Annotated in this window: 24 protein-coding genes and 1 riboswitch; of the genes, 17 read left to right on the forward strand and 7 right to left on the reverse strand. The window is 72.1% G+C overall.

The window, feature by feature from the left end; translation table 11 throughout:
• Positions 1-64: 64 nt before the first annotated feature.
• The 3 genes from glyA to gcvT form a co-directional block, all read right to left on the reverse strand.
• A complete protein-coding gene (gene glyA / locus ACIQPQ_RS08285) occupies positions 65-1,327 on the reverse strand; it encodes a serine hydroxymethyltransferase (protein ID WP_401301224.1) in 1,263 nt (420 codons plus the stop codon).
• A gap of 14 nt (positions 1,328-1,341) precedes the next feature.
• Entirely contained in the window at positions 1,342-1,719 is a 378-nt protein-coding gene (gcvH, locus tag ACIQPQ_RS08290) for a glycine cleavage system protein GcvH (protein ID WP_383778226.1), read from the reverse strand.
• A gap of 133 nt (positions 1,720-1,852) precedes the next feature.
• Positions 1,853-2,971, reverse strand: a complete 1,119-nt coding sequence (gene gcvT / locus ACIQPQ_RS08295; RefSeq protein ID WP_401301229.1) for a glycine cleavage system aminomethyltransferase GcvT — start codon at positions 2,969-2,971, stop codon at positions 1,853-1,855.
• 229 nt (positions 2,972-3,200) lie between these two features.
• Positions 3,201-3,322, reverse strand: a riboswitch (glycine riboswitch).
• Positions 3,323-3,499: 177 nt separating this feature from the next.
• Between gcvT and ACIQPQ_RS08300 the strand changes: the two genes are divergently transcribed.
• From ACIQPQ_RS08300 to ACIQPQ_RS08345, 10 genes are all read left to right on the forward strand, one after another.
• Entirely contained in the window at positions 3,500-4,168 is a 669-nt protein-coding gene (locus ACIQPQ_RS08300; protein WP_401301232.1) for an AAA family ATPase, read from the forward strand.
• A 176-nt stretch (positions 4,169-4,344) separates the two neighbouring features.
• Positions 4,345-5,139, forward strand: coding sequence for an enhanced serine sensitivity protein SseB (locus ACIQPQ_RS08305; RefSeq protein ID WP_401301234.1), 795 nt, complete (start codon positions 4,345-4,347; stop codon positions 5,137-5,139).
• 101 nt (positions 5,140-5,240) lie between these two features.
• Positions 5,241-6,038, forward strand: a complete 798-nt coding sequence (locus ACIQPQ_RS08310; protein ID WP_401301237.1) for an enhanced serine sensitivity protein SseB C-terminal domain-containing protein — start codon at positions 5,241-5,243, stop codon at positions 6,036-6,038.
• Between the two features lie 403 nt (positions 6,039-6,441).
• Complete coding sequence (locus ACIQPQ_RS08315; protein WP_383778234.1) at positions 6,442-7,449, forward strand: ABC transporter permease; 1,008 nt, start codon at positions 6,442-6,444, stop codon at positions 7,447-7,449.
• A gap of 65 nt (positions 7,450-7,514) precedes the next feature.
• Positions 7,515-9,317 carry an ABC transporter substrate-binding protein gene (locus ACIQPQ_RS08320; RefSeq protein ID WP_401301240.1) on the forward strand — a complete coding sequence of 601 codons (1,803 nt, stop codon included), beginning with the start codon at positions 7,515-7,517 and terminating at the stop codon, positions 9,315-9,317.
• Between the two features lie 110 nt (positions 9,318-9,427).
• Positions 9,428-10,426, forward strand: a complete 999-nt coding sequence (locus ACIQPQ_RS08325) for an ABC transporter permease (RefSeq protein WP_401301243.1) — start codon at positions 9,428-9,430, stop codon at positions 10,424-10,426.
• Complete coding sequence (locus ACIQPQ_RS08330; RefSeq protein ID WP_401301246.1) at positions 10,423-11,520, forward strand: ABC transporter ATP-binding protein; 1,098 nt, start codon at positions 10,423-10,425, stop codon at positions 11,518-11,520. Before ACIQPQ_RS08325 ends, ACIQPQ_RS08330 begins: the two co-directional genes overlap by 4 nt.
• Positions 11,517-12,788: an ABC transporter ATP-binding protein gene (locus tag ACIQPQ_RS08335; RefSeq protein ID WP_401301249.1), complete on the forward strand. Its 1,272-nt coding sequence runs from the start codon at positions 11,517-11,519 to the stop codon at positions 12,786-12,788. Before ACIQPQ_RS08330 ends, ACIQPQ_RS08335 begins: the two co-directional genes overlap by 4 nt.
• 65 nt (positions 12,789-12,853) lie before the next feature.
• The gene (locus ACIQPQ_RS08340; RefSeq protein ID WP_401301252.1) at positions 12,854-13,531 is read left to right on the forward strand and encodes a trimeric intracellular cation channel family protein; all 678 of its coding nucleotides are present in this window, start codon (positions 12,854-12,856) and stop codon (positions 13,529-13,531) included.
• Between the two features lie 25 nt (positions 13,532-13,556).
• Entirely contained in the window at positions 13,557-14,417 is an 861-nt protein-coding gene (locus ACIQPQ_RS08345) for a thioesterase family protein (RefSeq protein ID WP_383778244.1), read from the forward strand.
• Positions 14,418-14,515: 98 nt separating this feature from the next.
• Here ACIQPQ_RS08345 and ACIQPQ_RS08350 read toward each other — a convergent pair whose 3' ends face one another.
• On the reverse strand, positions 14,516-15,238 hold the full coding sequence (locus ACIQPQ_RS08350) for a TetR family transcriptional regulator (RefSeq protein ID WP_401301255.1): 723 nt from the start codon (positions 15,236-15,238) through the stop codon (positions 14,516-14,518).
• Between the two features lie 176 nt (positions 15,239-15,414).
• Between ACIQPQ_RS08350 and ACIQPQ_RS08355 the strand changes: the two genes are divergently transcribed.
• From ACIQPQ_RS08355 to ACIQPQ_RS08365, 3 genes are all read left to right on the forward strand, one after another.
• Positions 15,415-15,585, forward strand: coding sequence for a hypothetical protein (locus ACIQPQ_RS08355; RefSeq protein ID WP_383778247.1), 171 nt, complete (start codon positions 15,415-15,417; stop codon positions 15,583-15,585).
• Between the two features lie 41 nt (positions 15,586-15,626).
• Positions 15,627-15,893 (forward strand): DUF4190 domain-containing protein, encoded by a 267-nt coding sequence (locus ACIQPQ_RS08360; protein WP_383778249.1) that lies wholly within the window; start codon positions 15,627-15,629, stop codon positions 15,891-15,893.
• A 172-nt stretch (positions 15,894-16,065) separates the two neighbouring features.
• On the forward strand, positions 16,066-17,235 hold the full coding sequence (locus ACIQPQ_RS08365) for a cysteine desulfurase family protein (RefSeq protein ID WP_401301259.1): 1,170 nt from the start codon (positions 16,066-16,068) through the stop codon (positions 17,233-17,235).
• A 41-nt stretch (positions 17,236-17,276) separates the two neighbouring features.
• Here the strand turns inward: ACIQPQ_RS08365 and ACIQPQ_RS08370 are convergent, their stop codons facing one another.
• The gene (locus ACIQPQ_RS08370; protein ID WP_401301580.1) at positions 17,277-17,903 is read right to left on the reverse strand and encodes an N-acetylmuramoyl-L-alanine amidase; all 627 of its coding nucleotides are present in this window, start codon (positions 17,901-17,903) and stop codon (positions 17,277-17,279) included.
• A gap of 311 nt (positions 17,904-18,214) precedes the next feature.
• Here ACIQPQ_RS08370 and mnmA point away from each other — a divergent pair, with 311 nt between their 5' ends.
• The gene (mnmA, locus tag ACIQPQ_RS08375; protein ID WP_401301262.1) at positions 18,215-19,345 is read left to right on the forward strand and encodes a tRNA 2-thiouridine(34) synthase MnmA; all 1,131 of its coding nucleotides are present in this window, start codon (positions 18,215-18,217) and stop codon (positions 19,343-19,345) included.
• A 24-nt stretch (positions 19,346-19,369) separates the two neighbouring features.
• On the opposite strand, the gene ACIQPQ_RS08380 is transcribed toward mnmA, so the two are convergent.
• Both ACIQPQ_RS08380 and ACIQPQ_RS08385 read right to left on the reverse strand, forming a co-directional pair.
• The gene (locus ACIQPQ_RS08380) at positions 19,370-20,152 is read right to left on the reverse strand and encodes an alpha/beta fold hydrolase (protein WP_383778253.1); all 783 of its coding nucleotides are present in this window, start codon (positions 20,150-20,152) and stop codon (positions 19,370-19,372) included.
• Between the two features lie 92 nt (positions 20,153-20,244).
• Positions 20,245-20,568, reverse strand: a complete 324-nt coding sequence (locus ACIQPQ_RS08385; protein ID WP_401301265.1) for a DUF427 domain-containing protein — start codon at positions 20,566-20,568, stop codon at positions 20,245-20,247.
• A 50-nt stretch (positions 20,569-20,618) separates the two neighbouring features.
• Here ACIQPQ_RS08385 and ACIQPQ_RS08390 point away from each other — a divergent pair, with 50 nt between their 5' ends.
• Genes ACIQPQ_RS08390 through ACIQPQ_RS08400 form a run of 3 tightly spaced genes read left to right on the forward strand, consistent with a single transcriptional unit; the run spans position 20,619 to position 22,929 of the window.
• A complete protein-coding gene (locus tag ACIQPQ_RS08390; protein WP_401301268.1) occupies positions 20,619-21,158 on the forward strand; it encodes a TIGR00730 family Rossman fold protein in 540 nt (179 codons plus the stop codon).
• Positions 21,159-21,176: 18 nt separating this feature from the next.
• Complete coding sequence (locus tag ACIQPQ_RS08395; RefSeq protein WP_401301271.1) at positions 21,177-21,875, forward strand: SDR family oxidoreductase; 699 nt, start codon at positions 21,177-21,179, stop codon at positions 21,873-21,875.
• 49 nt (positions 21,876-21,924) lie between these two features.
• On the forward strand, positions 21,925-22,929 hold the full coding sequence (locus ACIQPQ_RS08400; RefSeq protein WP_401301274.1) for a methionine synthase: 1,005 nt from the start codon (positions 21,925-21,927) through the stop codon (positions 22,927-22,929).
• Positions 22,930-22,939: the final 10 nt, after the last annotated feature.

The raw sequence follows: 22,939 nt of genomic DNA on the forward strand, positions 1-22,939 counted from the left end.
TCACGAGTGTGCGGGACGACCCGGCGAAAAGGGGTACGGCGGGTGTCGCGGGCCGTACGGGGGCCTATCGGCCCAGCGCGGGGTACAGCGGGTGCTTCTCGGCCAGGGCCGTCACACGGGCCTTGAGCGCCTCGACGTCGTACGACGGCTTCAGCGTCTCGGCGATCACGTCCGCGACCTCGGCGAAGTCCTCCGCGGTGAAGCCGCGGGTGGCCAGTGCCGGGGTGCCGATCCGCAGGCCCGAGGTGACCATCGGGGGCCGCGGGTCGTTCGGGACGGCGTTGCGGTTGACGGTGATGCCGACCTCGTGGAGGCGGTCCTCGGCCTGCTGCCCGTCCAGCGCGGACTCCCGCAGGTCGACCAGGAGCAGGTGCACGTCGGTGCCGCCCGACAGGACGTTCACCCCGGCCGCCCGCGCGTCGTCGGCGGTCAGCCGCTCGGCGAGGATGCGCGCGCCCTCGACCGTACGGCGCTGCCGCTCGGCGAAGTCCTCGGAGGCCGCCACCTTGAAGGAGACCGCCTTCGCCGCGATCACGTGCTCCAGGGGGCCGCCCTGGAAGCCCGGGAAGACGGACGAGTTCAGCTTCTTCGCGAACTCCTGCTTGGCCAGGATGATGCCGCCGCGCGGCCCGCCGAGCGTCTTGTGCGTGGTGGAGGTGACCACGTGCGCGTGCTCGACCGGGTTCGGGTGCAGGCCCGCCGCGACCAGACCGGCGAAGTGCGCCATGTCCACCCACAGGTACGCCTCGACCTCGTCGGCGATCCGGCGGAACTCGGCGAAGTCCAGCTGCCGCGGGTACGCCGACCAGCCCGCGATGATCACCTTCGGGCGGTGCTCCTTGGCCAGCCGCTCGACCTCGGCCATGTCGACCAGCCCGGCCGCGTCCACGTGGTAGGCGACCACGTCGAACTGCTTGCCGGAGAAGTTCAGCCGCATCCCGTGGGTGAGGTGGCCGCCGTGCGCCAGGTCCAGGCCGAGGATGGTGTCGCCGGGCTGGGCCAGCGCGAACAGGGCGGCCTGGTTGGCGGAGGCGCCCGAGTGCGGCTGCACGTTGGCGTACTCGGCGCCGAACAGGGTCTTCACCCGGTCGATGGCGATCTGCTCGGACACGTCGACGTGCTCGCAGCCGCCGTAGTAGCGGCGGCCCGGGTAGCCCTCGGCGTACTTGTTGGTCAGGACCGAACCCTGCGCCTCCATGACCGCGAGCGGAGCGAAGTTCTCCGAGGCGATCATCTCCAGCGTGGACTGCTGGCGGCGCAGCTCCGCGTCGACCGCCGCGGCGATCTCCGGGTCCAGCTCGTGCAGGGGCGTGTTCAGGACAGACATGGGTCTACGTCTCCTCAGCCGGCGGTGAAAGCGGAGTACTCGTCGGCGGAGAGCAGGTCGTCCTGCTCGCCCGTGACGCGCACCTTGAACAGCCATCCGCCCTCGAAGGGGGCGGAGTTCGCCAGCGACGGGTCGTCGACGACGTCCTGGTTGATGGCGACGACCTCGCCGTCGACCGGCGAGTACAGCTCGCTGACCGACTTGGTCGACTCCAGCTCGCCACAGGTCTCGCCCGAGGTCAGGGTGTCGCCGACCTCGGGGAGCTGGACGAACACCACGTCGCCGAGCGCGTTCGCCGCGTGCTCCGTGATCCCGACCGTCGCGACGCCGTCCTCGGCGCCCGACAGCCACTCGTGCTCCTTGCTGTACCGCAGCTGCTGGGGGTTGCTCATGGCTCGAATTCTCCTGTACGCGGGGGAGTGCTGGTGAAGGGGATGCTGCCGGTGGACGGGCTGACCTGCGGGGATGTGGGCAGGCTCACGCCGCTGGGCCGCCGGGGGTGGCGGCGGCCTACGGGACCCGCCGCTACTTCTGCCGCTTGTAGAAGGGCAGCGCCACGACCTCGTACGGCTCGTGGGTGCCCCGGATGTCCACGCCGACGCCCGCCGTGCCCGGCGCCGCGTGGGCCGCGTCGACGTACGCGATCGCGATCGGCTTGCCCAGGGTGGGGGAGGGGGCGCCCGAGGTGACCTCGCCGACGGTCTCGCCGCCCGCGACCACCGCGAACCCGGCGCGCGGCACGCGGCGGCCCTCGGCGATCAGGCCGACCAGCACGCGCGGCGGGTTCTCCGCCGAGCGGGCCGCCGCCGCCTCCAGCGCCGTACGGCCGACGAAGTCGCCCTCCTTCTCGAACTTGACCACGCGGCCGAGACCGGCGTCGAAGGGGGTGAGGTCGGTGGTCAGCTCGTGCCCGTACAGCGGCATGCCCGCCTCCAGGCGGAGCGTGTCCCGGCAGGACAGGCCGCAGGGGGTGATGCCGACGCCCGCGCCCGCCTCGGTCAGCGCCGTCCACAGCGCCACCGCGTGCTCGGGCTTCACGAACAGCTCGAAGCCGTCCTCGCCGGTGTAGCCGGTGCGCGCGATGAGCGCCGGGACGCCCGCGACGGTGCCGGGCAGTCCGGCGTAGTACTTGAGGCCGTCGAGGTCGGCGTCGGTCAGCGACTTCAGGATGCCGGGGGACTCGGGGCCCTGGACGGCGAGCAGCGCGTACGCGTCCCGGTCGTCGCGGACCTCGGCGTCGAAACCGGCCGCGCGCGCGGTGAGCGCGTCCAGCACGACCTGCGCGTTCGAGGCGTTCGCGACGACCATGAACTCGGCGTCCGCGAGGCGGTACACGATCAGGTCGTCGAGGATGCCGCCGTTCTCGGCGCAGATCATCGTGTAGCGGGCGCGGCCGACACCGACGGCGGCGATGTTGCCGACCAGCGCGAAGTTCAGCAGGGCCCCGGCGTCGGGGCCGGTCACCGTGATCTCACCCATGTGCGACAGGTCGAACAGACCGGCCCGGGTACGGACCGCGACGTGCTCGTCCCGCTCGGAGCCGTAGCGCAGGGGCATGTCCCAGCCGGCGAAGTCGGTCATCGTCGCGCCCAGCGAGCGGTGCAGGGCGTCGAGGGCGGTGTGACGGAGTGCGGTGCTGCTCATCGGGCGTTCGTCTCCCAGGCGACGGGGGTGTCCCACCCCGCACCGGGAACCGGGCGCGGGGGACGGCGAGGTCGTTCCTCCCCATCTGTCATCGGAACCTGAGAGGTTCGCCCCGATCACGCAGGCGCGCGGCGCGGACCGTCCGGAGACGGCCGGGCTGGTGATCGTGGCTTGCACCTTGGGTGGGACCGCCGCCCGGAGACGGGAGCGGTCCGCTTTTCAGATGTGCCTCGCCCGCGCGGTAACGGGGCCTGAGAGATTCAAGGGAGGGACTTGCTCCTTCGGCGCCCCGGCTCGGCGCCGCCCCGGTTGCCCTGGGTGCGCTGCCGGGAACTCTCCCGCGCGGATTCAAACGGCCGGTATGCAGTTGGCGCCGACATCATTGCACGCCACGACCGATCGCGGCAGGGCGCCATCTGTAACCGGCCTGTGGCGGTACGCGAACAAAAACGGTAGACAGCGCGCATTACCTTCTCTTTACGCTCGACGGGGACAAGACTTGTCTGACCCCAGGGGAGGACGCACACGGTGAACAGGACCACGGCACTCGCGACCGGCTCGGCCCTCGCACTGCCCGCCCAGCCGCAGGCCCCGGCCCGGGAGGCGTGCGGTGAGCGGCCCGCTCCCGTCGTCCGGGACCTGCGCGAGCGCGCCGGACACAGCCCGCACGCCCTGCTCTTCGGACCCCGGGACCTGGTGGTCGTCACCGGACTGCCCGGCAGCGGCAAGTCCACCCTCATGAAGCGCGCGGTCACCGGGACGCGCGTCGACTCCCAGGACACCCGCGACCGCTGGGACGCCCGCATGCCGCGCGCCCTGCCCTACGCCCTCTACCGGCCCCTCGTCCGGCTCGCCCACTACGCCGGTCTGCGGCGCGCGCTGCGCTCCGGCGAGGGCGTCGTCGTGCACGACTGCGGCACCCAGGCCTGGGTCCGCGACTGGCTGGCCCGCGAGGCCCGCCGCCGCGGCGGCACCCTGCACCTCGTCCTCCTCGACGTCACCGCGGGCACCGCCCTGGAAGGCCAGCGCGAACGCGGCCGCGGCGTCTCCCGCTACGCCTTCCTCCGCCACCGCCGCGCCGCCGCCCGCCTCCTCCACGCCGTCCAGAAGGGCCGCCTCCCCCAGGGCTGCGACTCCGCCCTCCTCCTGGACCGCGCGGCGGCGGACACGTTGAAGCGGATCGCGTTCACGGGGTGACGGGGCCTCCGGGGGTGGCGGGTCCTGGGGGAGGGGGCCTCCGAGGTACGTCCCGGCGGCCCGCCGAGGTCCGGCAGCCGCGCCCCCGCCCTGCCACGCACCCCGGCCCCACCGGCGGAGCCGCTAGCCTTGCCGGTGATCCAGTGATCCAGTGGTTTCCAGCAGGCGGTAGGCAGATGGACTTCCCCCCGGCGGACTTTCCCGCGGAGTTTCCGGCGCAGGCGCACCCCCACTCGCACGGCGGGTGGCCCGGCAACGAGCTGGAGGAGGTGCTCTCCGCTTCCTTCAACGTGCCGGGGTCCGGCGGCCGGATCGTCGAGGTGCTCGGCCGGAGCTTCCTGTGGGTGCCGCTGCCCAGCGGCGGCGGCCCGCGCAGCGGCCCGCTGGACCTGCCGACCGTCGAGCTGGACGGCCAGGCGTACGTGCCGGTGTTCAGCTCCGAGGAGCAGCTCCGCCAGGTCGCCGGGCCGCACATGGCGTACACGATCGCCCCGGCCGTCGAGTTCGCGCGCGGGCTGCCCCCGCAGGTGGGCCTCGCGGTGAACCCGGACGGGACGGTCGGGATACCGCTGCCCCCGCCCGCCGTCGCCGAGCTGTGCCGCACCGGCCGCACCCCGCTGGACGGCCCCGCGAGCGGCGGCCGGGTCCGGCTGTACGAGCCGGACTGGCAGGACGACCCGGTCGACCTGCTGTCCGCCGCCGCCGCGGAGTTCGACGCGACCGGCGTCGTGCGGACCGCCCGGCGCTGCCTCGCCGTCGTCGAGACGGCCGACCCCGTGATGTTCGTGGGCGTCGAACTCGCCTCGTGGGAGGGCGACCTGCGGGCCCTGCCGATGGAGGCGCTCGGCCGCGCGCTCGGCGTGGTCCCGGCCCCGTGGCCGGTCAACCTGGTCCTCCTCGACGTCACGGAGGACCCCGTCGCCCGCTGGCTGAAGGAGCACGTCCGCCCCTTCTACACGCGCGCCCCCTGACACCGGCCCGCAACCCCGCACCTCCGGGGGCACCGTTGACGGCGGAGCCACCTAAGCTGGTCTCCCGAACGCGCGGCAACTCCATCGAAGGGGCGGTACAGGTGAGCGCCAGCGGCATCGCGGCCGGGCAGGTCGAGCACATGCTGCGCCAGGTGACCCCCGGGCGCTACGACGCCTACGAGGCACTCCTGCGCGCCCTCGCGACCCCGGCCGGCGGGCGCGTCTGGATGCTGCTCTGGCACGGCCACGCCGGTTCCCCCGACGCCCAGTACGGCACGATGGAGGTCGACGGCCACGGGTACGCGCCCTGCGTCACCTCCGCCCAGGAGCTGTCCGCCAGCGGCTGGAACCGCTCGTACGAGGTGGCCGACGGCCTGGACGTGGCCCGCACCCTCTACCCCGACCACCACGGCCTCTGGCTGAACCCGCACGCCCCGGGCGGCGGTGTCGGCATCCCGTGGCTGGACCTGCGCCGGATCGCGACGGGCCTGGACCGGCAGCCCGCGGGCCCGCTCAGACTCTCCGAACCGGCGATCGACATCGCGCAGTTCTACGCCCTCCTCGCCCAGAACGCCCACCGCACCCCGGCCCTGCGCTCCCTGCGCCGGGCCTGGGTGCAGCCCGCGCTCGGCGCCCCCTACCTCGCCCTCGGCCTCGACGTGTACGACACCTCGCCCCCGGCGGTGGACGCGGTGCGGGCGATGATGCAGCAGTCGATCGGGGCGGTCCCGGAGGGCCTGCCGGTGTCGACGGTCGCGATGAGCGACGACTACGACCCCGTCGTGATGTGGATGCGGGCCCACGCCCGCCCCTTCTACGACCGCGAGGCGCACGCTCCGGCCACCCCCGACCGCGCCCCCGCCTCCGGCTACGGATACCCTCCGGCCGGACGCTACTGACGCTCCACCGGACGACTCGGACGCTCCGCCCGACCGTCCCCGGTACCGTCCCGGTGCTGTCGCGCGACCGTTCCGCAAAGACGCCGAACCGTCCGCGACGTCTCCGCACCGCAGGAGAAGGCACTGATCTTCGCGCGTAGATGAGGGCGTTACGTCCGAATTTGCCGGACTCTGTCCCAACTCGTCCGCGTCCGCCCCCCGTTACCCACCGTCCGGATAACGGAATCCTCCTGAGCGCATCACGTTTGCGCATCCATTCACCGTCAAGTCTGGCAACAGATCGCCGAAGCGTTGAAGACTCCCGCATCGGGGGTGTTTTCGCCCCTGTGTACGACGGACTGATCACGCCGCTACAGCGGCAAGTGTGGGCCGGCTACCGCCGGTTGAGAGGGGTCCCTGCCAGATGACGGCACCATTGCACGAGCCGACCGCGGAAGCGGCCCCGAGCCCGGCCCAGGAAGCGGCGGTGGCCACCGCCGACGCGAAGGCCGTACAGGGCCGTTCCCTGGGTCGGATCGCCTGGGAACGCCTCAAGCGGGACAAGCTCGCCCTGACCGGCGGCGTCGTGGTGCTCTTCCTCGTCCTGATCGCCCTGCTGGCCCCGGTGATCACCGGCCTGCTCGGCCAGGACCCGAACGAGTACCACGAGAACCTCATCGATCCGCTGTTCGGCACGCCCACGGGCTCGCTGGGCGGCATCAGCGGTGAGCACCTGCTCGGTGTCGAGCCGGTCAACGGCCGCGACATCCTCGCCCGCATCCTCTACGGCGCCCGCATCTCCCTGCTGGTCGGCTTCCTGTCGGCCGTCGTCGCCGTGATCCTCGGCACGGTCCTGGGCGTCCTCGCCGGATTCTTCGGCGGCTGGGTCGACTCCCTCATCAGCCGCGTGATGGACGGTCTGCTCGCCTTCCCGCAGCTGCTCTTCATCATCGCCCTGGTCTCGGTCATGCCGAACCACATGCTGGGCCTCACCGGTTCGAGCGTGCGGGTCTTCCTGATGATCGTGGTCATCGGCTTCTTCGGCTGGCCCTACATCGGACGCGTGGTGCGCGGCCAGACCCTCTCGCTCCGCGAGCGCGAGTACGTCGAGGCCGCCCGGTCCCTGGGCGCCGGGCAGCTGTACATCCTCTTCAAGGAGCTGCTGCCCAACCTGGTGGCGCCGATCGTCGTCTACACCACGATGATGATCCCCACCAACATCCTCACCGAGGCGGCGCTGAGCTTCCTGGGCGTCGGCGTCAAGCCGCCCACCGCCTCGTGGGGCCAGATGCTCTCCAGCGCGATCGACTACTACGAGTCCGACCCCATGTACATGGTGGTCCCGGGTGTGGCGATCTTCATCACCGTTCTGGCCTTCAACCTCTTCGGCGACGGCGTGCGGGACGCGCTGGACCCGAAGGGCTCCCGCTGAGCCGTACCCAAGCCTCCCGTGGCACCTGCACGGGGTCTCTCATCAATTCCGGAGGAACCGAGATCGTGACTACCCAACGCACCTCAGGGCGGCGGAAGCAGGCGTTTGCCGCTGCTGCCGCGGTCGCCGCGCTGCTGACCACGGCGGCGTGCGGCGGCGGTTCGGACGACGGCGACAACGGCGGTGGCTCGAAGACCGGTGCCGCCGGCTTCGACGCCGCGAACAACAAGGTCGCCCAGGCCTCGCTGGCCAAGAAGGGCGGCACGCTGAAGTTCGGTGGCGCCCAGGACGCCGACTCGTGGGACACCACGCGCGGCTACTACGGCTTCATGTGGAACTTCTCCCGCTACTACGCCCGCCAGCTGGTCACGAACAAGGCCGAGGCCGGCGCCGCCGGTGCCGAGATCGCCCCGGACCTCGCCACGGACGTCGCCAAGGTCACCGACGACGGCAAGACCTACACGTACACGCTGCGTGACGGCGTCACGTGGGAGGACGGCAAGGCGATCACGTCCAAGGACGTGAAGTACGGCATCGAGCGCGTGTGGGCGCAGGACGTGCTGTCCGGCGGTCCGACGTACCTCAAGGAGGTGCTGGACCCCAAGGGCGAGTACAAGGGCCCCTACAAGGACACCTCCGCCGACAAGCTCGGTCTGAAGTCCATCGAGACCCCGGACGACAAGACCATCGTCTTCAAGCTCCCGCAGGCCAACTCGGACTTCGAGGAGATGCTGGCGCTCGTCTCGGCCTCCCCGGTCCGCCAGGACAAGGACACCAAGGCCAAGTACGGCCTGAAGCCCTTCTCCTCCGGCCCGTACAAGTTCGAGTCCTACAGCCCGGGCAAGGACCTGACGCTGGTCCGCAACGACCAGTGGAAGCAGGCCTCGGACCCGGTCCGCAAGGCCTACCCGGACAAGATCACCGTCCAGTTCTTCTCGGACGCCAACCAGCTCGACCAGCGTCTGCTCAACGGTGACCTGGACGTCGACCTGAACCAGACCGGCATGTCGCCGCAGGGCCGCACCACCGCCCTCAAGCAGCACAAGGCCAACCTGGACAACCCGGTCTCCGGCTACATCCGCTACGCGGTCTTCCCGCAGAGCGTCAAGCCGTTCGACAACATCGAGTGCCGCAAGGCCGTCATCCTGGGCGCCGACCACGAGTCGCTCCAGACCGCCCGCGGTGGCCCGATCGCCGGTGGCGACATCGGCACCAACATGCTCCCGCCGTCCGTCCCGGGCGCCGAGGGCCAGAAGTACGACCCGTACGAGCTGAACGGCGCCAACAAGAGCGGCAACGTCGCGAAGGCCAAGGAGGCCCTCAAGGCCTGCGGCCAGCCGAACGGCTTCAAGACCACGATCGCGGTCCGCAACAACAAGCCGGTCGAGGTCGCCACGGCCCAGTCGCTCCAGGCGTCGCTGAAGAAGATCGGCATCACCGCCGAGATCGACCAGTACGACGGCTCGCAGACCGCCGGCATCATCGGTAGCCCCTCGAACGTGAAGAAGAAGGGCTACGGCATCATCATCATGGGCTGGGGCCCGGACTTCCCGTCCGTGCAGGGCTTCGGTCTGCCGCTGTGGAACAGCAAGTACATCGCCGAGAGCGGCAACAACAACTACGCGCTGATCAACGACAAGACGATCGACGGTCTCTTCGACCAGTACGTCACGACGCTGGACGACGCGGGCAAGACCAAGATCTCGACCGAGATCAACCACAAGGTCATGGAGGGCGCGTACTACCTGCCCTTCGTGTTCGAGAAGTTCATCAACTGGCGCTCGGACAACCTGGCGAACGTGTACACCTCCGACGGCTACAGCGGGATGTACGACTTCGTCAACCTCGGCCTGAAGAACCCGAAGTAAACCCGGCACACCCGCCGAACGGCACGAAAGGCAGGTGAAGGCCGGCGCAGCGTGACCGCGGGCCATCGGACGACCTCCGGTGGCCCGCGGTCCGCGGCGGGCCGAGAGCTGTGCTCGCTTACCTCATCAGGCGGTTGTTCGCCGCCGCAGTGATGCTCGTGGTCATCGTCATGGTGGTCTTCGGCATCTTCTTCCTCATCCCCAAGTGGGCGGGCGTCGACATCGCCCTGAGCTTCGTGGGCAAGCAGGCCGACCCTGCCGCCGTCGAGGGCGTGCGAGAGAAGCTGGGCCTGGGTGACCCGATCTACTCCCAGGTCTGGGAGTTCTTCAAGGGCATCTTCGCCGGCCGGACCTACACGGGCGGCGGGGACACGATCCACTGCGCCGCCCCGTGCTTCGGCTACTCCTTCCGCAGCGAGCAGGCCGTCTGGCCGGTGCTGACCGACCGCTTCCCGGTCACCCTGGCGCTCGCGCTCGGTGCCGCCGTGCTGTGGCTGCTCTTCGGTGTCGCCGCCGGTGTCCTCTCCGCGCTCAAGCGGGGCAGCATCTGGGACCGGGGCGCGATGCTCGTGGCGCTCTCCGGTGTCTCCCTGCCGATCTACTTCACCGGCATGGTCGCGCTGTCGATCTTCGTCTTCGGACTCGACCTGTTCAACGGTCAGTTCGTGCCGCTGGAGGACAGCTTCACCGGCTGGTTCGGCGGCATGATCCTGCCCTGGGTCACCCTCGCGTTCCTGTACGCGGCGATGTACGCCCGCATCACCCGGGCGACCATGATGGAGATCCTCGGCGAGGACTACATCCGCACCGCCCGCGCCAAGGGACTCAAGGAGCGCACCGTCATCGGCAAGCACGCCATGCGCTCGACGATGACCCCCATCCTGACCATGCTCGGCATGGACCTCGGCGCCCTGATCGGCGGCGCGATCCTGACCGAGACGGCGTTCAGCCTGCCGGGCCTCGGCCAGGCCGTCCTCAACGCCATCAAGAACCAGGACCTGCCCATCATCCTGGGCGTCACCCTGGTGACCTCCGTGGCCGTGCTCGTCGCCAACCTCCTGGTCGACATCCTGTACGCCGTGATCGACCCCCGAGTGAGGCTCACGTGACCGAACTCAGCAAGAGCGGGGCGGCCGTGGGGGAACCCACCGCCACCTCGCCCGCGCCGACCTCGTTCCTGGAAGTGCGCGACCTGAAGGTGCACTTCCCCACCGACGACGGCCTCGTGAAGTCCGTCGACGGACTCAGCTTCTCGCTGGAGAAGGGCAAGACCCTCGGCATCGTGGGCGAGTCCGGCTCCGGCAAGTCCGTCACCTCGCTCGGCATCATGGGCCTGCACACCGCCGGCCAGTACGGCAAGCGCAAGGCCCAGATCTCCGGCGAGATCTGGCTGGACGGCACCGAGCTGCTCTCCGCCGACCCGGACCACGTACGCAAGCTGCGCGGCCGCCAGATGGCGATGATCTTCCAGGACCCGCTGTCGGCGCTGCACCCGTACTACACGATCGGCCAGCAGATCGTGGAGGCGTACCGCATCCACCACGACGTCGACAAGAAGACCGCCAAGCGCCGCGCGGTCGAGATGCTCGACCGGGTCGGCATCCCGCAGCCGGACAAGCGGGTCGACAGCTACCCGCACGAGTTCTCCGGCGGTATGCGCCAGCGCGCGATGATCGCGATGTCGCTGGTGAACAACCCCGAGCTGCTCATCGCGGACGAGCCGACCACCGCCCTGGACGTCACCGTCCAGGCGCAGATCCTCGACCTCATCCGCGACCTCCAGAAGGAGTTCGGCTCCGCGGTCATCGTCATCACCCACGACCTGGGCGTCGTCGCCGAACTCGCCGACGACCTCCTGGTGATGTACGGCGGTCGCTGCGTCGAGCGCGGTCCGGCCGAGAAGGTGTTCTACGAGCCGCGCCACCCCTACACCTGGGGCCTGCTCGGGTCGATGCCGCGCCTCGACCGCGAGCAGCAGGAGCGTCTGATCCCGGTCAAGGGCTCTCCGCCCTCCCTGATCAACATCCCGTCCGGCTGCGCCTTCAACCCGCGCTGCCCGTACGCGGACGTCCCGAAGGACAACGTCACCCGCACGGTCCGCCCCGAGCTGGCCGAGGTGGGCAGCCGGCACTGGGCCGCCTGCCACATGGGCACCGAGCAGCGGGAGCGTATCTGGACCGAAGAGATTGCGCCGAAGCTGTGAGTGACGACGAAGCGGTGAAGATCCCCGCGCAGACCGACGCCGACCCCACCGTCGGGACCGGCACCGCCACCCTGAGCAAGGACGCCGCCCCCGGCGAGGTCCTGCTGAAGGTGTCGGGGCTCCAGAAGCACTTCCCGATCAAGAAGGGCCTGCTCCAGCGGCAGGTCGGCGCCGTGCACGCGGTGGACGGCCTCGACTTCGAGGTCCGTTCCGGCGAGACGCTCGGCGTGGTCGGCGAGTCCGGCTGCGGCAAGTCGACGATGGGCCGGCTCATCACCCGCCTGCTGGAGCCGTCCGGCGGCTCGGTCGAGTTCCAGGGCAAGGACATCACGCACCTCGGCGTCGGCGGCATGCGCCCGCTCCGCCGCGACGTGCAGATGATCTTCCAGGACCCGTACTCGTCGCTGAACCCGCGCCACACCATCGGCACGATCATCGGCGCCCCCTTCAAGCTCCAGGGCGTCACGCCCGAGGGCGGCATCAAGAAGGAGGTCCAGCGCCTCCTGTCGGTCGTGGGCCTCAACCCCGAGCACTACAACCGCTACCCGCACGAGTTCTCCGGCGGTCAGCGCCAGCGCATCGGCATCGCCCGCGCGCTCGCGCTCAAGCCGAAGCTCGTGGTGGCGGACGAGCCGGTCTCCGCGCTGGACGTGTCGATCCAGGCCCAGGTCGTGAACCTGCTGGACGACCTCCAGCAGGAGCTGGGCCTGACGTACGTGATCATCGCGCACGACCTCTCGGTCGTCCGGCACGTCTCGGACCGGATCGCGGTGATGTACCTCGGCAAGATCGTCGAGCTGGCCGACCGCGACCTGCTCTACAAGACGCCGATGCACCCGTACACCAAGGCGCTGATGTCGGCGGTCCCCATCCCGGACCCGTCGCGCAAGCACGCCAAGAGCGAGCGCATCCTGCTCAAGGGCGACGTGCCCTCGCCGATCTCGCCGCCCACCGGCTGCCGCTTCCACACCCGGTGCTGGAAGGCCACGCAGATCTGCACCACGACCGAGCCGAAGCTCGTCGAGCTGCGTCCCGGCCAGCAGGTCGCCTGCCACCACCCGGAGAACTTCGCGGACCAGGCCCCGCAGGACACCGTCCTGCTGACCGCCGCGAAGGAGGCCGCCGAGCTGGTGGCCGACGAGGTGCTCGCGGAGTCGGCGCAGACGTCGGCGGCGGTCGCGGCCGAGGTCGAGGCGGAGAAGGCCGAGGCGCCCGCCGAGGCCGCTGAGCCGGTCGTCGAGAAGGAGTCTCCCGCCAAGGAGAAGTAAGCATCACCCTGAGCCCCCGCCTTGCAATGTAAGGCGGGGGCTCGTTGTTGGGTGAGAATAGTAGGGTGCTCCAGCAAATCTTCAGTCCGTCCGTCCAGCACACCCTCGACCTGGTCGGCATCTTCGTCTTCGCCATCTCCGGCGCCCTGCTGGCCGTCCGGAAGAACTTCGACGTCTTCGGGATCGCCGTCCTCGCCGAGGTCACGGCGCTCGGCGGCGGGCTGTTCCGGGACATCGTCATCGGCGCCGTCCCGCCCGCCGCCTTCACCGACCTGGGGTACTTCCTCACCCCGCTGCTCGCCGCCCTGCTGGTGGTCTTCCTCCACCCGCACGTCGAACGCATCCAGACCGGAGTCAACGTCTTCGACGCCGCCGGTCTCGGCCTGTTCTGCGTCACCGGCACCATCAAGGCGTACGACTACGGCCTCGGCCTCACCGCGTCGGCGGCGCTCGGTCTCGCCACCGCCGTCGGCGGCGGTGTCCTGCGCGACGTCCTCGCCAACGAGACGCCCTCCCTGCTGCGCTGGGACCGCGACCTCTACGCCGTGCCCGCGATGGTGGGCGCCGTCATGGTCGTCCTCTGCATCCGCTACGACGTGCTGACCCCGTTCGCGGGCGGCGCGGCGGCGCTCACCGCGTTCGTGCTGCGGCTGCTCGCGATGCGTTACCACTGGCGGGCGCCCCGCGCCTGGAACCGCCGCTCCACCGTGCGCGAGGAGGAACCCGGAAAAGCTACCGCTTAGTATGCCTGTGTTGTAGCGTTCCCTCATGCCTGAAGCCGCCATCGCCCCCGCCGCCCTCGGCGACAGCGAGTTCGACCGCGACACCGCCGTCACCCCGCGCACCGCCGCGGCGCCCGGGGTGTACGACGCCGACCTCTCGGCCGGCTGGACCATCTTCGGCGCCGTCAACGGCGGCTACCTCCTCGCCGTCGTGGGCCGCGCCCTGGCCGACGCCCTGCCGCACGGCGACCCGCTGACCGTCACCGCGCACTACCTCAGCGCCTCCCGCCCCGGCCCCGCCGTGATCCGCGCCGAGACGGTCCGCGCGGGCCGCACCCTCTCCACCGGGCAGGCCTCCCTCTTCCAGCACGACGACGAGGGCCGCGAGGTCGAACGCATCCGCGTCCTCGCCTCCTACGGCGACCTCGACGCCCTCCCCGACGACGTCCGCACCTCCGCCGTGCCCCCGGCCTTCCCGCCGCCGGAGCGGTGCGTCGGCGCCGAGGACGGCCCCGCCTCCGTCTCCGAGCAGCAGCCCATCACGCACCGCCTGACGCTCCGGCTGGACCCCGCCACGGCGGGCTGGGCCGTGGGCGAGCCCTCCGGCAAGGGCGAGATGCGCGCCTGGTTCGGCCTGGCCGACGGCCGCCCCGCCGACCCGCTCTCCCTGCTGCTCGCGGTGGACGCGCTGCCGCCGACCGCCTTCGACCTGGGCGTCGCGGGCTGGGTCCCGACGGTCGAACTGACCGTCCACGTCCGCCGCCGCCCCGCCCCCGGCCCGGTCCGCGTCTCCCTCACCACCCGCAACTACGCGGGCGGCTACCTGGAGGAGGACGCCGAGGTCTGGGACAGCGAGGACCGGCTGGTGGCCCAGTCACGGCAACTGGCGCGGGTGCGGCTGTTCTGAGCCGCACCTGATCTCCCGTCCGTCCGGAGGGGCCCGCTCGGGGAGCGGGCCCCTCCGGCGTGTACGTCAGCCGTGCGCCTCCTCCGCCGTGCGGCGGCTCAGGCCTCGTCCAGCCAGTGTCTGCGGCCGATGCTGATCAGCCGCAACTGGCGCGTCGCCCGGCGGGTGACTTCGTCGCGGCCCGCGTTCCGGCCCGCGTCCCGGCCGGAGTCCGGGCTCGCCTCCTCGGCCTCCCTGGCGCCCTCCGCCTCCCCGCCCTTCTGTGCCTCCTGGGCCTCCTGCGCTTCCTGGGCTTCCAGGAAGAGCGAGCCCGTGATGAGCATCTGGTCGACGTAGAGCTGCGCGAGCATGCGCAGGTCCGCCTCGCTCCAGCCCGCCGACTGCGGGTCCCGGGCCAGCTCCGTCCGCACCTCCTCGGCGAACCGCCCCAGCTGCTCCCGGATCGCCTCCCGGACCGGCTGGACCCCGCCGTGCCGCTCGCGGGCGATGAACCGGACGTGCGCGGGGTAGGCGTCGACGTGACGGGCGATCAGCTCGACGGCGCGCGCGATGCGTTCGTCGGGGGACTCGGCGTTCGTCACGGTGCTCCGGATCATCGCGTGCAGGCTCCCCAGGGCCTCCTCGACCAGGGCCACCCCGAGATCCGCGATGGAGCGGAAGTGCCGGTAGAAGGCGGTCGGGGCGACGCCCACCGCGCGGGTCACCTCGCGCAGTCCGAGGCTGCTCAGGCTCTGCTCCTCCAGCAGGCCGAGGGCCGCGTCCAGGAGGGACTGCCGGGTCTTCTGCTTCTGGGCCTGCCGGATGCCGAGGGTGTGACTCATGTCATCCAGTTAACAACTGTTCTCCGGAATTGCAAACCCATGGGGCGCGCTAGACTGGGTAGTCAGTGAACAAGTGTTACTACAACTGTTCACCAGAACGTGACCGGCCGGACCCGTGACGGCCGGAACATATCGGAGGGGCGGACCGAGAGCCGTCCCGGAGGGGGTTCCGTCCCATGCTGTTCCTCGTCGTCGCCCTGCTGCTGCTCGGCCTGGTGATGGGCACCGTGGCGCACGCGCCGCTCGGCGTCAGCCTCGCCGTCGCCGCCGTGATCGCCGTATGGCTGGCCGTCTTCGCGCTCCGCGAGCGCCACGGCCGCCGTCACCGCTCCTCGTCGGCCCACTGACCCCGCCGCCCCGCCGCACCCCTCGGAAGGAACGAACGACCATGCAGCTCACCGCACCGGCCTCGCGCCGCACCGGCATCCGGGACACCGACGGCATGGCCGTCGCGTCCTTCGTCCTCGGCCTCGTCGGCCTGCTCGTGCTGAACGTCTTCCTCGGCCCCGTCGCCATCATCCTGGCGAGCGTCGCCCTGCTGCGCGGCACCCAGCGCCGCGGCCGCGCCTGGCTCGGCCTCACCCTGGGCGTCGCCGACCTCGTCGTCCTGGCCGCGTTCATGCACGCGGACTCCACGATCTCCTGGAGCTTCTGACCCGGACCGGGACCCCAGGAGGCATCCCGCCGGGCCCCCACCGCGCATCCCCGCCGGGGACCCGCCGACGACGCCGTCAGCGCCCCGCCGGAATCCCGTCCGGGCAGGCACCCGCACCGGCCCCGGACGCGCCTGCGGACCCGTGCGCGGCGCGCCGTAGAATCGGCACACCATGGCTTACCTGGACCACGCCGCGACCACTCCCATGCTTCCGGAGGCGGCAGAGGCGCTCACCGCCCAGCTGGGCGTCACCGGCAACGCCTCCTCCCTGCACGCGGCCGGCCGCCGGGCCCGCCGCACGGTCGAGGAGTCCCGCGAGAGCCTCGCGGACGCGCTCGGCGCCCGCCCCAGCGAGGTCGTGTTCACCTCCGGCGGCACCGAGGCCGACAACCTCGCCGTGAAGGGCCTGTACTGGTCCCGCCGCGACACCGACCCCGCCCGCACCCGCGTCCTCGCCAGCCCCGTCGAGCACCACGCCGTCCTCGACGCCGTGCACTGGCTCGCCGAGCACGAGGGCGCCACCGTCGAGTACCTTCCCGTCGACGCCCACGGCCGTGTCCACCCGGACGCGCTGCGCGAGGCGATCGCCCGCGACCCCGACGACGTGGCCCTCGCCACCGTGATGTGGGCCAACAACGAGATCGGCACCCTGATGCCGGTCGCCGAACTCGCCGCCGTCGCCGCCGAGTCCGGCATCCCGCTGCACGCCGACGCCGTCCAGGCCTTCGGCCAGGTACCGGTCGACTTCGCCGCCTCCGGGCTCGCCGCGATGACCGTCTCCGGCCACAAGGTCGGCGGCCCCTACGGCATCGGCGCCCTGCTGCTCGGCCGGGAGCACACCCCGGTGCCCGTGCTGCACGGCGGCGGACAGGAACGGCACGTGCGCTCCGGCACCCTCGACGTGCCCGCCATCGCCTCCTTCGCGGTCGCCGGCGGCCTCGCCGCCGCCCACCAGGAACGGTTCGCCCGCGAGATCGGCGCCCTGCGCGACACCCTGGTCGACGCCGTCCGCTCGGCCGTCCCCGACGCGATCCTCGGCGGCGACCCGGCCCCCGGCGGCCGTCTCCCCGCCAACGCCCACTTCACCTTCCCCGGCTGCGAGGGCGACTCCCTGCTGCTGCTCCTGGACGCCCAGGGCATCGAGTGCTCCACCGGCTCCGCCTGCACCGCGGGCGTCGCCCAGCCCAGCCACGTCCTCCTCGCCACCGGCACCGACCCCGACCTCGCCCGCGGCACCCTCCGCTTCTCCCTCGGCCACACCTCCACCCCGGACGACGTCGACGCCGTCGCCAAGGCCATCGGCCCGGCGGTGGAACGGGCCCGCGCGGCGGGACTCATGTAGCGCCGCCGCTCCGGGGGCGCGGCCGGGCGGCCGTCACCGCGTCACACCGTGACGGCGTGCGCCTCCCGCACCAGCCGCATGTACCGGTCCCAGTCCCAGTGCTCGCCGGGGTCCGTGTGATCGGTGCCCGGCACCTCGACGTGCCCGATGATGTGCTCCCGGTCGACGGGTATCCCGTACCGGCGGCAGATCCCGGCCGTCAGCCGGGCCGAGGCCGCGTACATCGCGTCGGTGAAGTCCTCGGGCCGGTCCACGAAACCCTCGTGCTCGATGCCGACGCTCCGCTCGTTGTACGACCGGTTCCCCGCGTGGAACGCCACGTCCAGCTCGCGGATCATCTGCGTCACCCGGCCGTCCTGGCTCACGATGTAGTGCGTCGCCGCCCGGTGACCCGGGTCCTGGAACGCCTTCACCGCGCTCGACAGATCGCCCTGGGTGGCATGGACGACGACCATGTCCACCGTGTAGTCGTCGGGGCGGTCCGCGCCCCGGTAGTTGGCCGAGGACGCCGACACCCAGCGCGCGCCCCGGTAGTCCACCGCCCCCGACACCCGCGGCTTCTCCACCCCGGGCGTCCGCCACCACAGCTTCGCCAGCTCGTCGCGGGCCAGCACGCCCGTCCCGACGGCCGCCGCCGCCCCGCCGATCAGCAACGCCCGCCGCCCGATCCGCCGGTCGGCGTCTCTGCCCTTCCCGCCCTTCCCGCCCTTCCCGCCGGGCCTGCCGTCCCGGCCGCCGACGCGCCCCTCGCCGCCCTCGCCGCCCGTGCCGTCGTCGCCCCTCCTGCCGCCCTCGTCGTCCGGGTCAGGGCCCGTGCCCGATCCCGCGTCCACCCCGGCTCCCCGCTCCACCACGGCCCACGTCCTTCCTCGACAGTGAGCCCCCCTCACGGTCCTCACGGTCCTCGCACAGCGCTCTCGCGTTCCCCAACGGATACTCGCGGGCTCCGGTTCCCGCCGCCCCTTACCCTTGAGGGGTTATGACTGAGACCTCGCAGCGCCCCCGCCCCCTCCGCGTACTCGCCGCCATGTCCGGCGGGGTCGACTCCGCCGTCGCCGCCGCCCGCGCCGCGGAAGCCGGCCACGACGTCACCGGCGTCCACCTCGCGCTCTCCGCGAACCCGCAGTCCTTCCGCACGGGCGCGCGCGGCTGTTGCACCATCGAGGACTCCCGCGACGCCCGCCGCGCCGCCGACGTCATCGGCATCCCGTTCTACGTCTGGGACCTCGCCGACCGCTTCCGCGAGGACGTCGTCGAGGACTTCGTCGCCGAGTACGAGGCGGGCCGCACCCCCAACCCGTGCCTGCGCTGCAACGAGAAGATCAAGTTCGCCGCGCTCCTCGACAAGGCGCTCGCCCTCGGCTTCGACGCCGTCTGCACCGGCCACTACGCGCAGGTGATCGTCCGCGAGGACGGCGGCCGGGAGCTGCACCGCGCGTCCGACATGGCCAAGGACCAGAGCTACGTCCTGGGCGTCCTCGACGACCGGCAGCTCGCGCACGCCCTGTTCCCGCTCGGCGACACCGTCACCACCAAGGACGAGATCCGCGCGGAGGCCGAGCGGCGCGGCCTCGCCGTCGCCAAGAAGCCCGACTCCCACGACATCTGCTTCATCGCCGACGGAGACACCCAGGGCTTCCTCGCGCAGCGCCTCGGCCGCGCCGAGGGCGACATCCTCGACGAGTCCGGCGCCAAGCTCGGCACCCACGACGGCGCCTACGGCTTCACCATCGGCCAGCGCAAGGGCCTGCGCATCGGCACCCCGGCCGCCGACGGCAAGCCCCGCTACGTCCTCGACATCTCCCCGGTCGACAACACCGTGACGGTCGGCCCGGCGGCGGGCCTGGACGTCACCGGCCTGACCGCCGTCCGGCCCCGCTGGTGCGGCAGCGCGCCCGCGGGCCCCGGCACCTACACCGCCCAGCTGCGGGCGCACGGCGGCGAGACCGGGGTCACCGCGGCCCTCGTCGACGACCGCCTGGAGGTCACCTTCACCGAGCCGGTCCGCGGCGTGGCGCCCGGCCAGGCGATCGTCCTGTACGACGGCACACGCGTGGTGGGCTCGGCGACGATCGCGTCGACCACGCGCGCGCGCACCGCCGCCGTCTGACCCGCCGCGGCCGGCGGGCCGCCGCTACGGGGCGAGGAACCCGGCGAGGACCGGTGCCAGGACGTTCGGGTCGACCATGTGGGTCTGGTCCTCCAGCGTCCGGTACGTCCCGTCGGGTACCGCCTCCGCGACCGCCCGCACCGCCTCCCGCAGCCAGCCGGGGCTCGCGCCGCCCGCCAGCGCCAGTACCGGCACGGCCACCGAGGCGAGCCGCGCGCGCGGCACGAGCCCGTCGCCCATCACGGCGTCGTCGTAGGCCAGGGTGGGGGCGACCGCCTCCATGGCGGCCCACATCGGGGCCTGGCGGGCGCCCGCGATCATCTCCTCCGCCATCCCCGTCAGCCGCAGGAACAGCTCCACGGCGTCGCCGCGCGCACCGCGCGCGAGCGCCGCGGCGAGGTCCGCGGTGTACGCGGCCCGCTCCTCGGCGCCGCCGTCGGAGAAGTCGGCGTACGGCGTCTCGTACAGCGCCACCCGCGTCACCGGCAGGCCGCTCGCCGCCGCCTCCAGGGCCAGCGCGCCGCCCGAGGAGACGCCGTACAGCGCCGCCTCGCCGCCCGCCGCGTCGATCAGCGCCGCCAGGTCCTCCACCTCGCGCGCGACCGCGTAGGGGGCCGTGTCGGCGCTCTCGCCGCGGCCCCGGCGGTCGTACCAGAACACCGTGCACCGCTCGGCCAGCAGACCGGCGAGCGGTGCCACCGTGCCGCCGGTCGACATGGCCCCGCTGACGAGGATGACCGCGGGGCCCTGCCCGGCGTGCGCGTACGCGAGGGCGGTGCCGTCGCGTGAAAGCGTCTTCTTGTCCATGCCTGAGGAGACTGCCCCAGGGCACGGGATTCATCGTTCTACGACACCTGCGCTTCCAGGACTCCTGCGCTTGCGGGACGCCTGCTCTGCTTCTAAGACACCTGCGGGGCGTAGAAGCAGAGGCGGTCCTTGATCTGCCGGACGTCGGGCTTGGGGTCGGGGTACGCCCACACCAGGTCGGGCGCGTCGGGGAGCGACCAGTAGGTGGCGTCGCCCTTGAAGGGGCAGTGCGTGCTCGTGTCGGACGCCGTGAGGAGGTCCAGCCGGACGTCCTCCGGGGGGAGGTAGTAGCGGGGCGGACAGCCCGTCTCCCGCAGGAGGAGGGCGCGGTCGGTCTCCGCGAGCACCTGGTCGCCGTGCACCACGCGGACGTGGGCGTCGGTCTCTTCGATCGTGATCGTGTGTCCTTGGGCCATACCGGGACAGCGCCCAAAGGCGCCCGGTTCTTCCCGCGTACGGTGACGGGATGCGCATCTGTGTCTTCCTCTCCGCCGCCGACCTCGACGCCCGCTACACCGGCCCCGCCCGCGAGTTCGCCACCCTGCTCGGCGCGGGCGGCCACACCCTCGTCTGGGGCGGCTCCGACACCGGCCTCATGAAGGTCGTCGCGGACGGCGTGCAGGAGGCGGGCGGGCGGCTGTGCGGGGTCTCCGTCGACTTCCTCGCGGCCAAGGCGCGCGCGGGCGCCGACGAGATGGTCATCGCGCGCGACCTCGCCGAACGCAAACGGCTCCTCGTGGAGAAGGCGGACGCGGTCGTCGTCCTCGTCGGCGGGATCGGCACCCTCGACGAGACGACCGACATCCTCGAACTCCGGAAGCACGGCCGCACCACCAAGCCGGTCGTCGTGCTCAACACCGCGGGCTTCTACGACGGCCTGCGGCTCCAGCTGGACCGCATGGACGCGGACGGCTTCCTGCCGCTGCCCCTGACCGAGCTGGTCCTCTTCGCCGCCGACCCGGCGGGCGCCCTGGCCCACCTGGAGAAGAGCCTCGGCACCGGCTGAACCACCGGTGATGCGAGCATGGCGGACATGGCTCTTCATGTGATCACCGGAGCGGGCTCCGGCATCGGCGCGGCCGTCGCCCGCCGCCTCCACGCGCGCGGCGACGAACTCGTCCTCCACGCGCGCGACGCGGGCCGGGCGAAGGAACTGGCGGCGCGGTTCCCCGGCGCCCGCACCCTCGTCGGCGACCTCGCCGACCCCGACCGGCTGAGCTGGGCCTTCTCCCACCAGACGCTGCCCGACCGGGTCGACTCACTGCTGCACGTCGCCGGCGTCGTCGACCTCGGACCGGTCGGGGAGCTCACCCCGAAGGCCTGGCACCACCAGCTCAACGTCAACCTCGTCGCCCCCGCCGAACTCACCCGCCACTTCCTGCCCCAACTGCGGGCCGCGCGCGGGCACGTCGTCTTCGTCAACTCCGGCGCCGGACTGCGCGCGAGCGCCGAGTGGTCCGCGTACGCGGCCTCCAAGCACGGCCTCAAGGCCCTCGCCGACTCCCTCCGCCACGAGGAACACGGCAACGGCGTCCGCGTCACCTCGGTCTACCCCGGCCGCACTGCCAGCCCCATGCAGGCCAAGGTCCACCAGCAGGAGGGCCGCCCCTACGACGCGTCCGCCTGGATCGACCCCGAATCGGTCGCCACCACCCTCCTCACCGCCCTGGACCTCCCCCGCGACGCGGAGATCCACGACCTGACGGTGAAGCCGGGCCGGTAGCCCGCGACGCCCGGCCGACCGCGAGATCGCGCACCGTAGGCTTCGCTCCGTGAACGCAGAATTCAGGTTCGGTCCCGCGACCGGTGTCGGTTCGTTGCCCGGGGGAGACGCCAGGGAGGCGGCGCGGACGGCTGTGGGGGCCACCGAGGGGTTTCCGTTCCTCGCCGAGCTGCCCGCCAGGGGGCCCGGCGCGGACATGCTGGGACGGACCGCGGGGCTCCTGGTGGACGTCTACGCGCGCGTGGAGCCCAGCGGGTGGCGCGTCGGGGACCGGCCGGGGCGGGACACCCGGCGGGCCCGGTCCTGGCTGGGGGAGGACCTGGACGCCCTGGAGGAGTTCACGCAGGGACACGAGGGCCCGCTGAAGGTGCAGGCCGTGGGGCCGTGGACGCTCGCCGCCGGGCTGGAACTGCGCAACGGCGAGGCCGCCCTCTCCGACCCCGGCGCCGTCCGCGACCTCGCCGCCTCCCTCGCCGAGGGGCTGCGGCTGCACCTCGCGGAGATCCGCCGCCGCGTACCGGGCGCCACCCCCGTGCTCCAGCTCGACGAACCGTCCCTGACCGCCGTCCTGCGCGGCCACGTCCGCAGCGCCAGCGGCTACCGCACCCACCGCGCCGTCGACCGCCAGGTCGTGGAGTCCACGCTGCGCGACGTCCTCGACGTCCAGGGGGAGGACGGGCCGACGGTGGTGCACTCCTGCGCCCCGGACGTGCCGTTCGCGCTGCTGCGCCGGGCCGGTGCGACCGCCGTGTCGTTCGACTTCTCGCTGCTCACCGAACGTGACGACGACGTGATCGGTGAGGCGGTGGAGGCGGGCACGCGTCTCTTCGCCGGTGTCGTGCCCGGCACGGACAGCGCATTGTCAGACCCTGCCGGTAGCGTCGGGGGTGTCAGGACGTTGTGGCGCAGGCTGGGGCTGCGACCGGACCTTCTCGCGGAGGCCGTCACGCTCACCCCGGCCTGCGGCCTCGCGGGTGCCTCCCCCGGGTACGCGCGCCAGGCGCTCACCCACTGCGTCCGGGCGGCGAGATCCCTCGCGGACAACCCTGAGTAACGGGAGGACC

This window comes from Streptomyces sp. NPDC091281 (assembly GCF_044757425.1).
Taxonomy (GTDB): Bacteria; Actinomycetota; Actinomycetes; order Streptomycetales; family Streptomycetaceae; genus Streptomyces.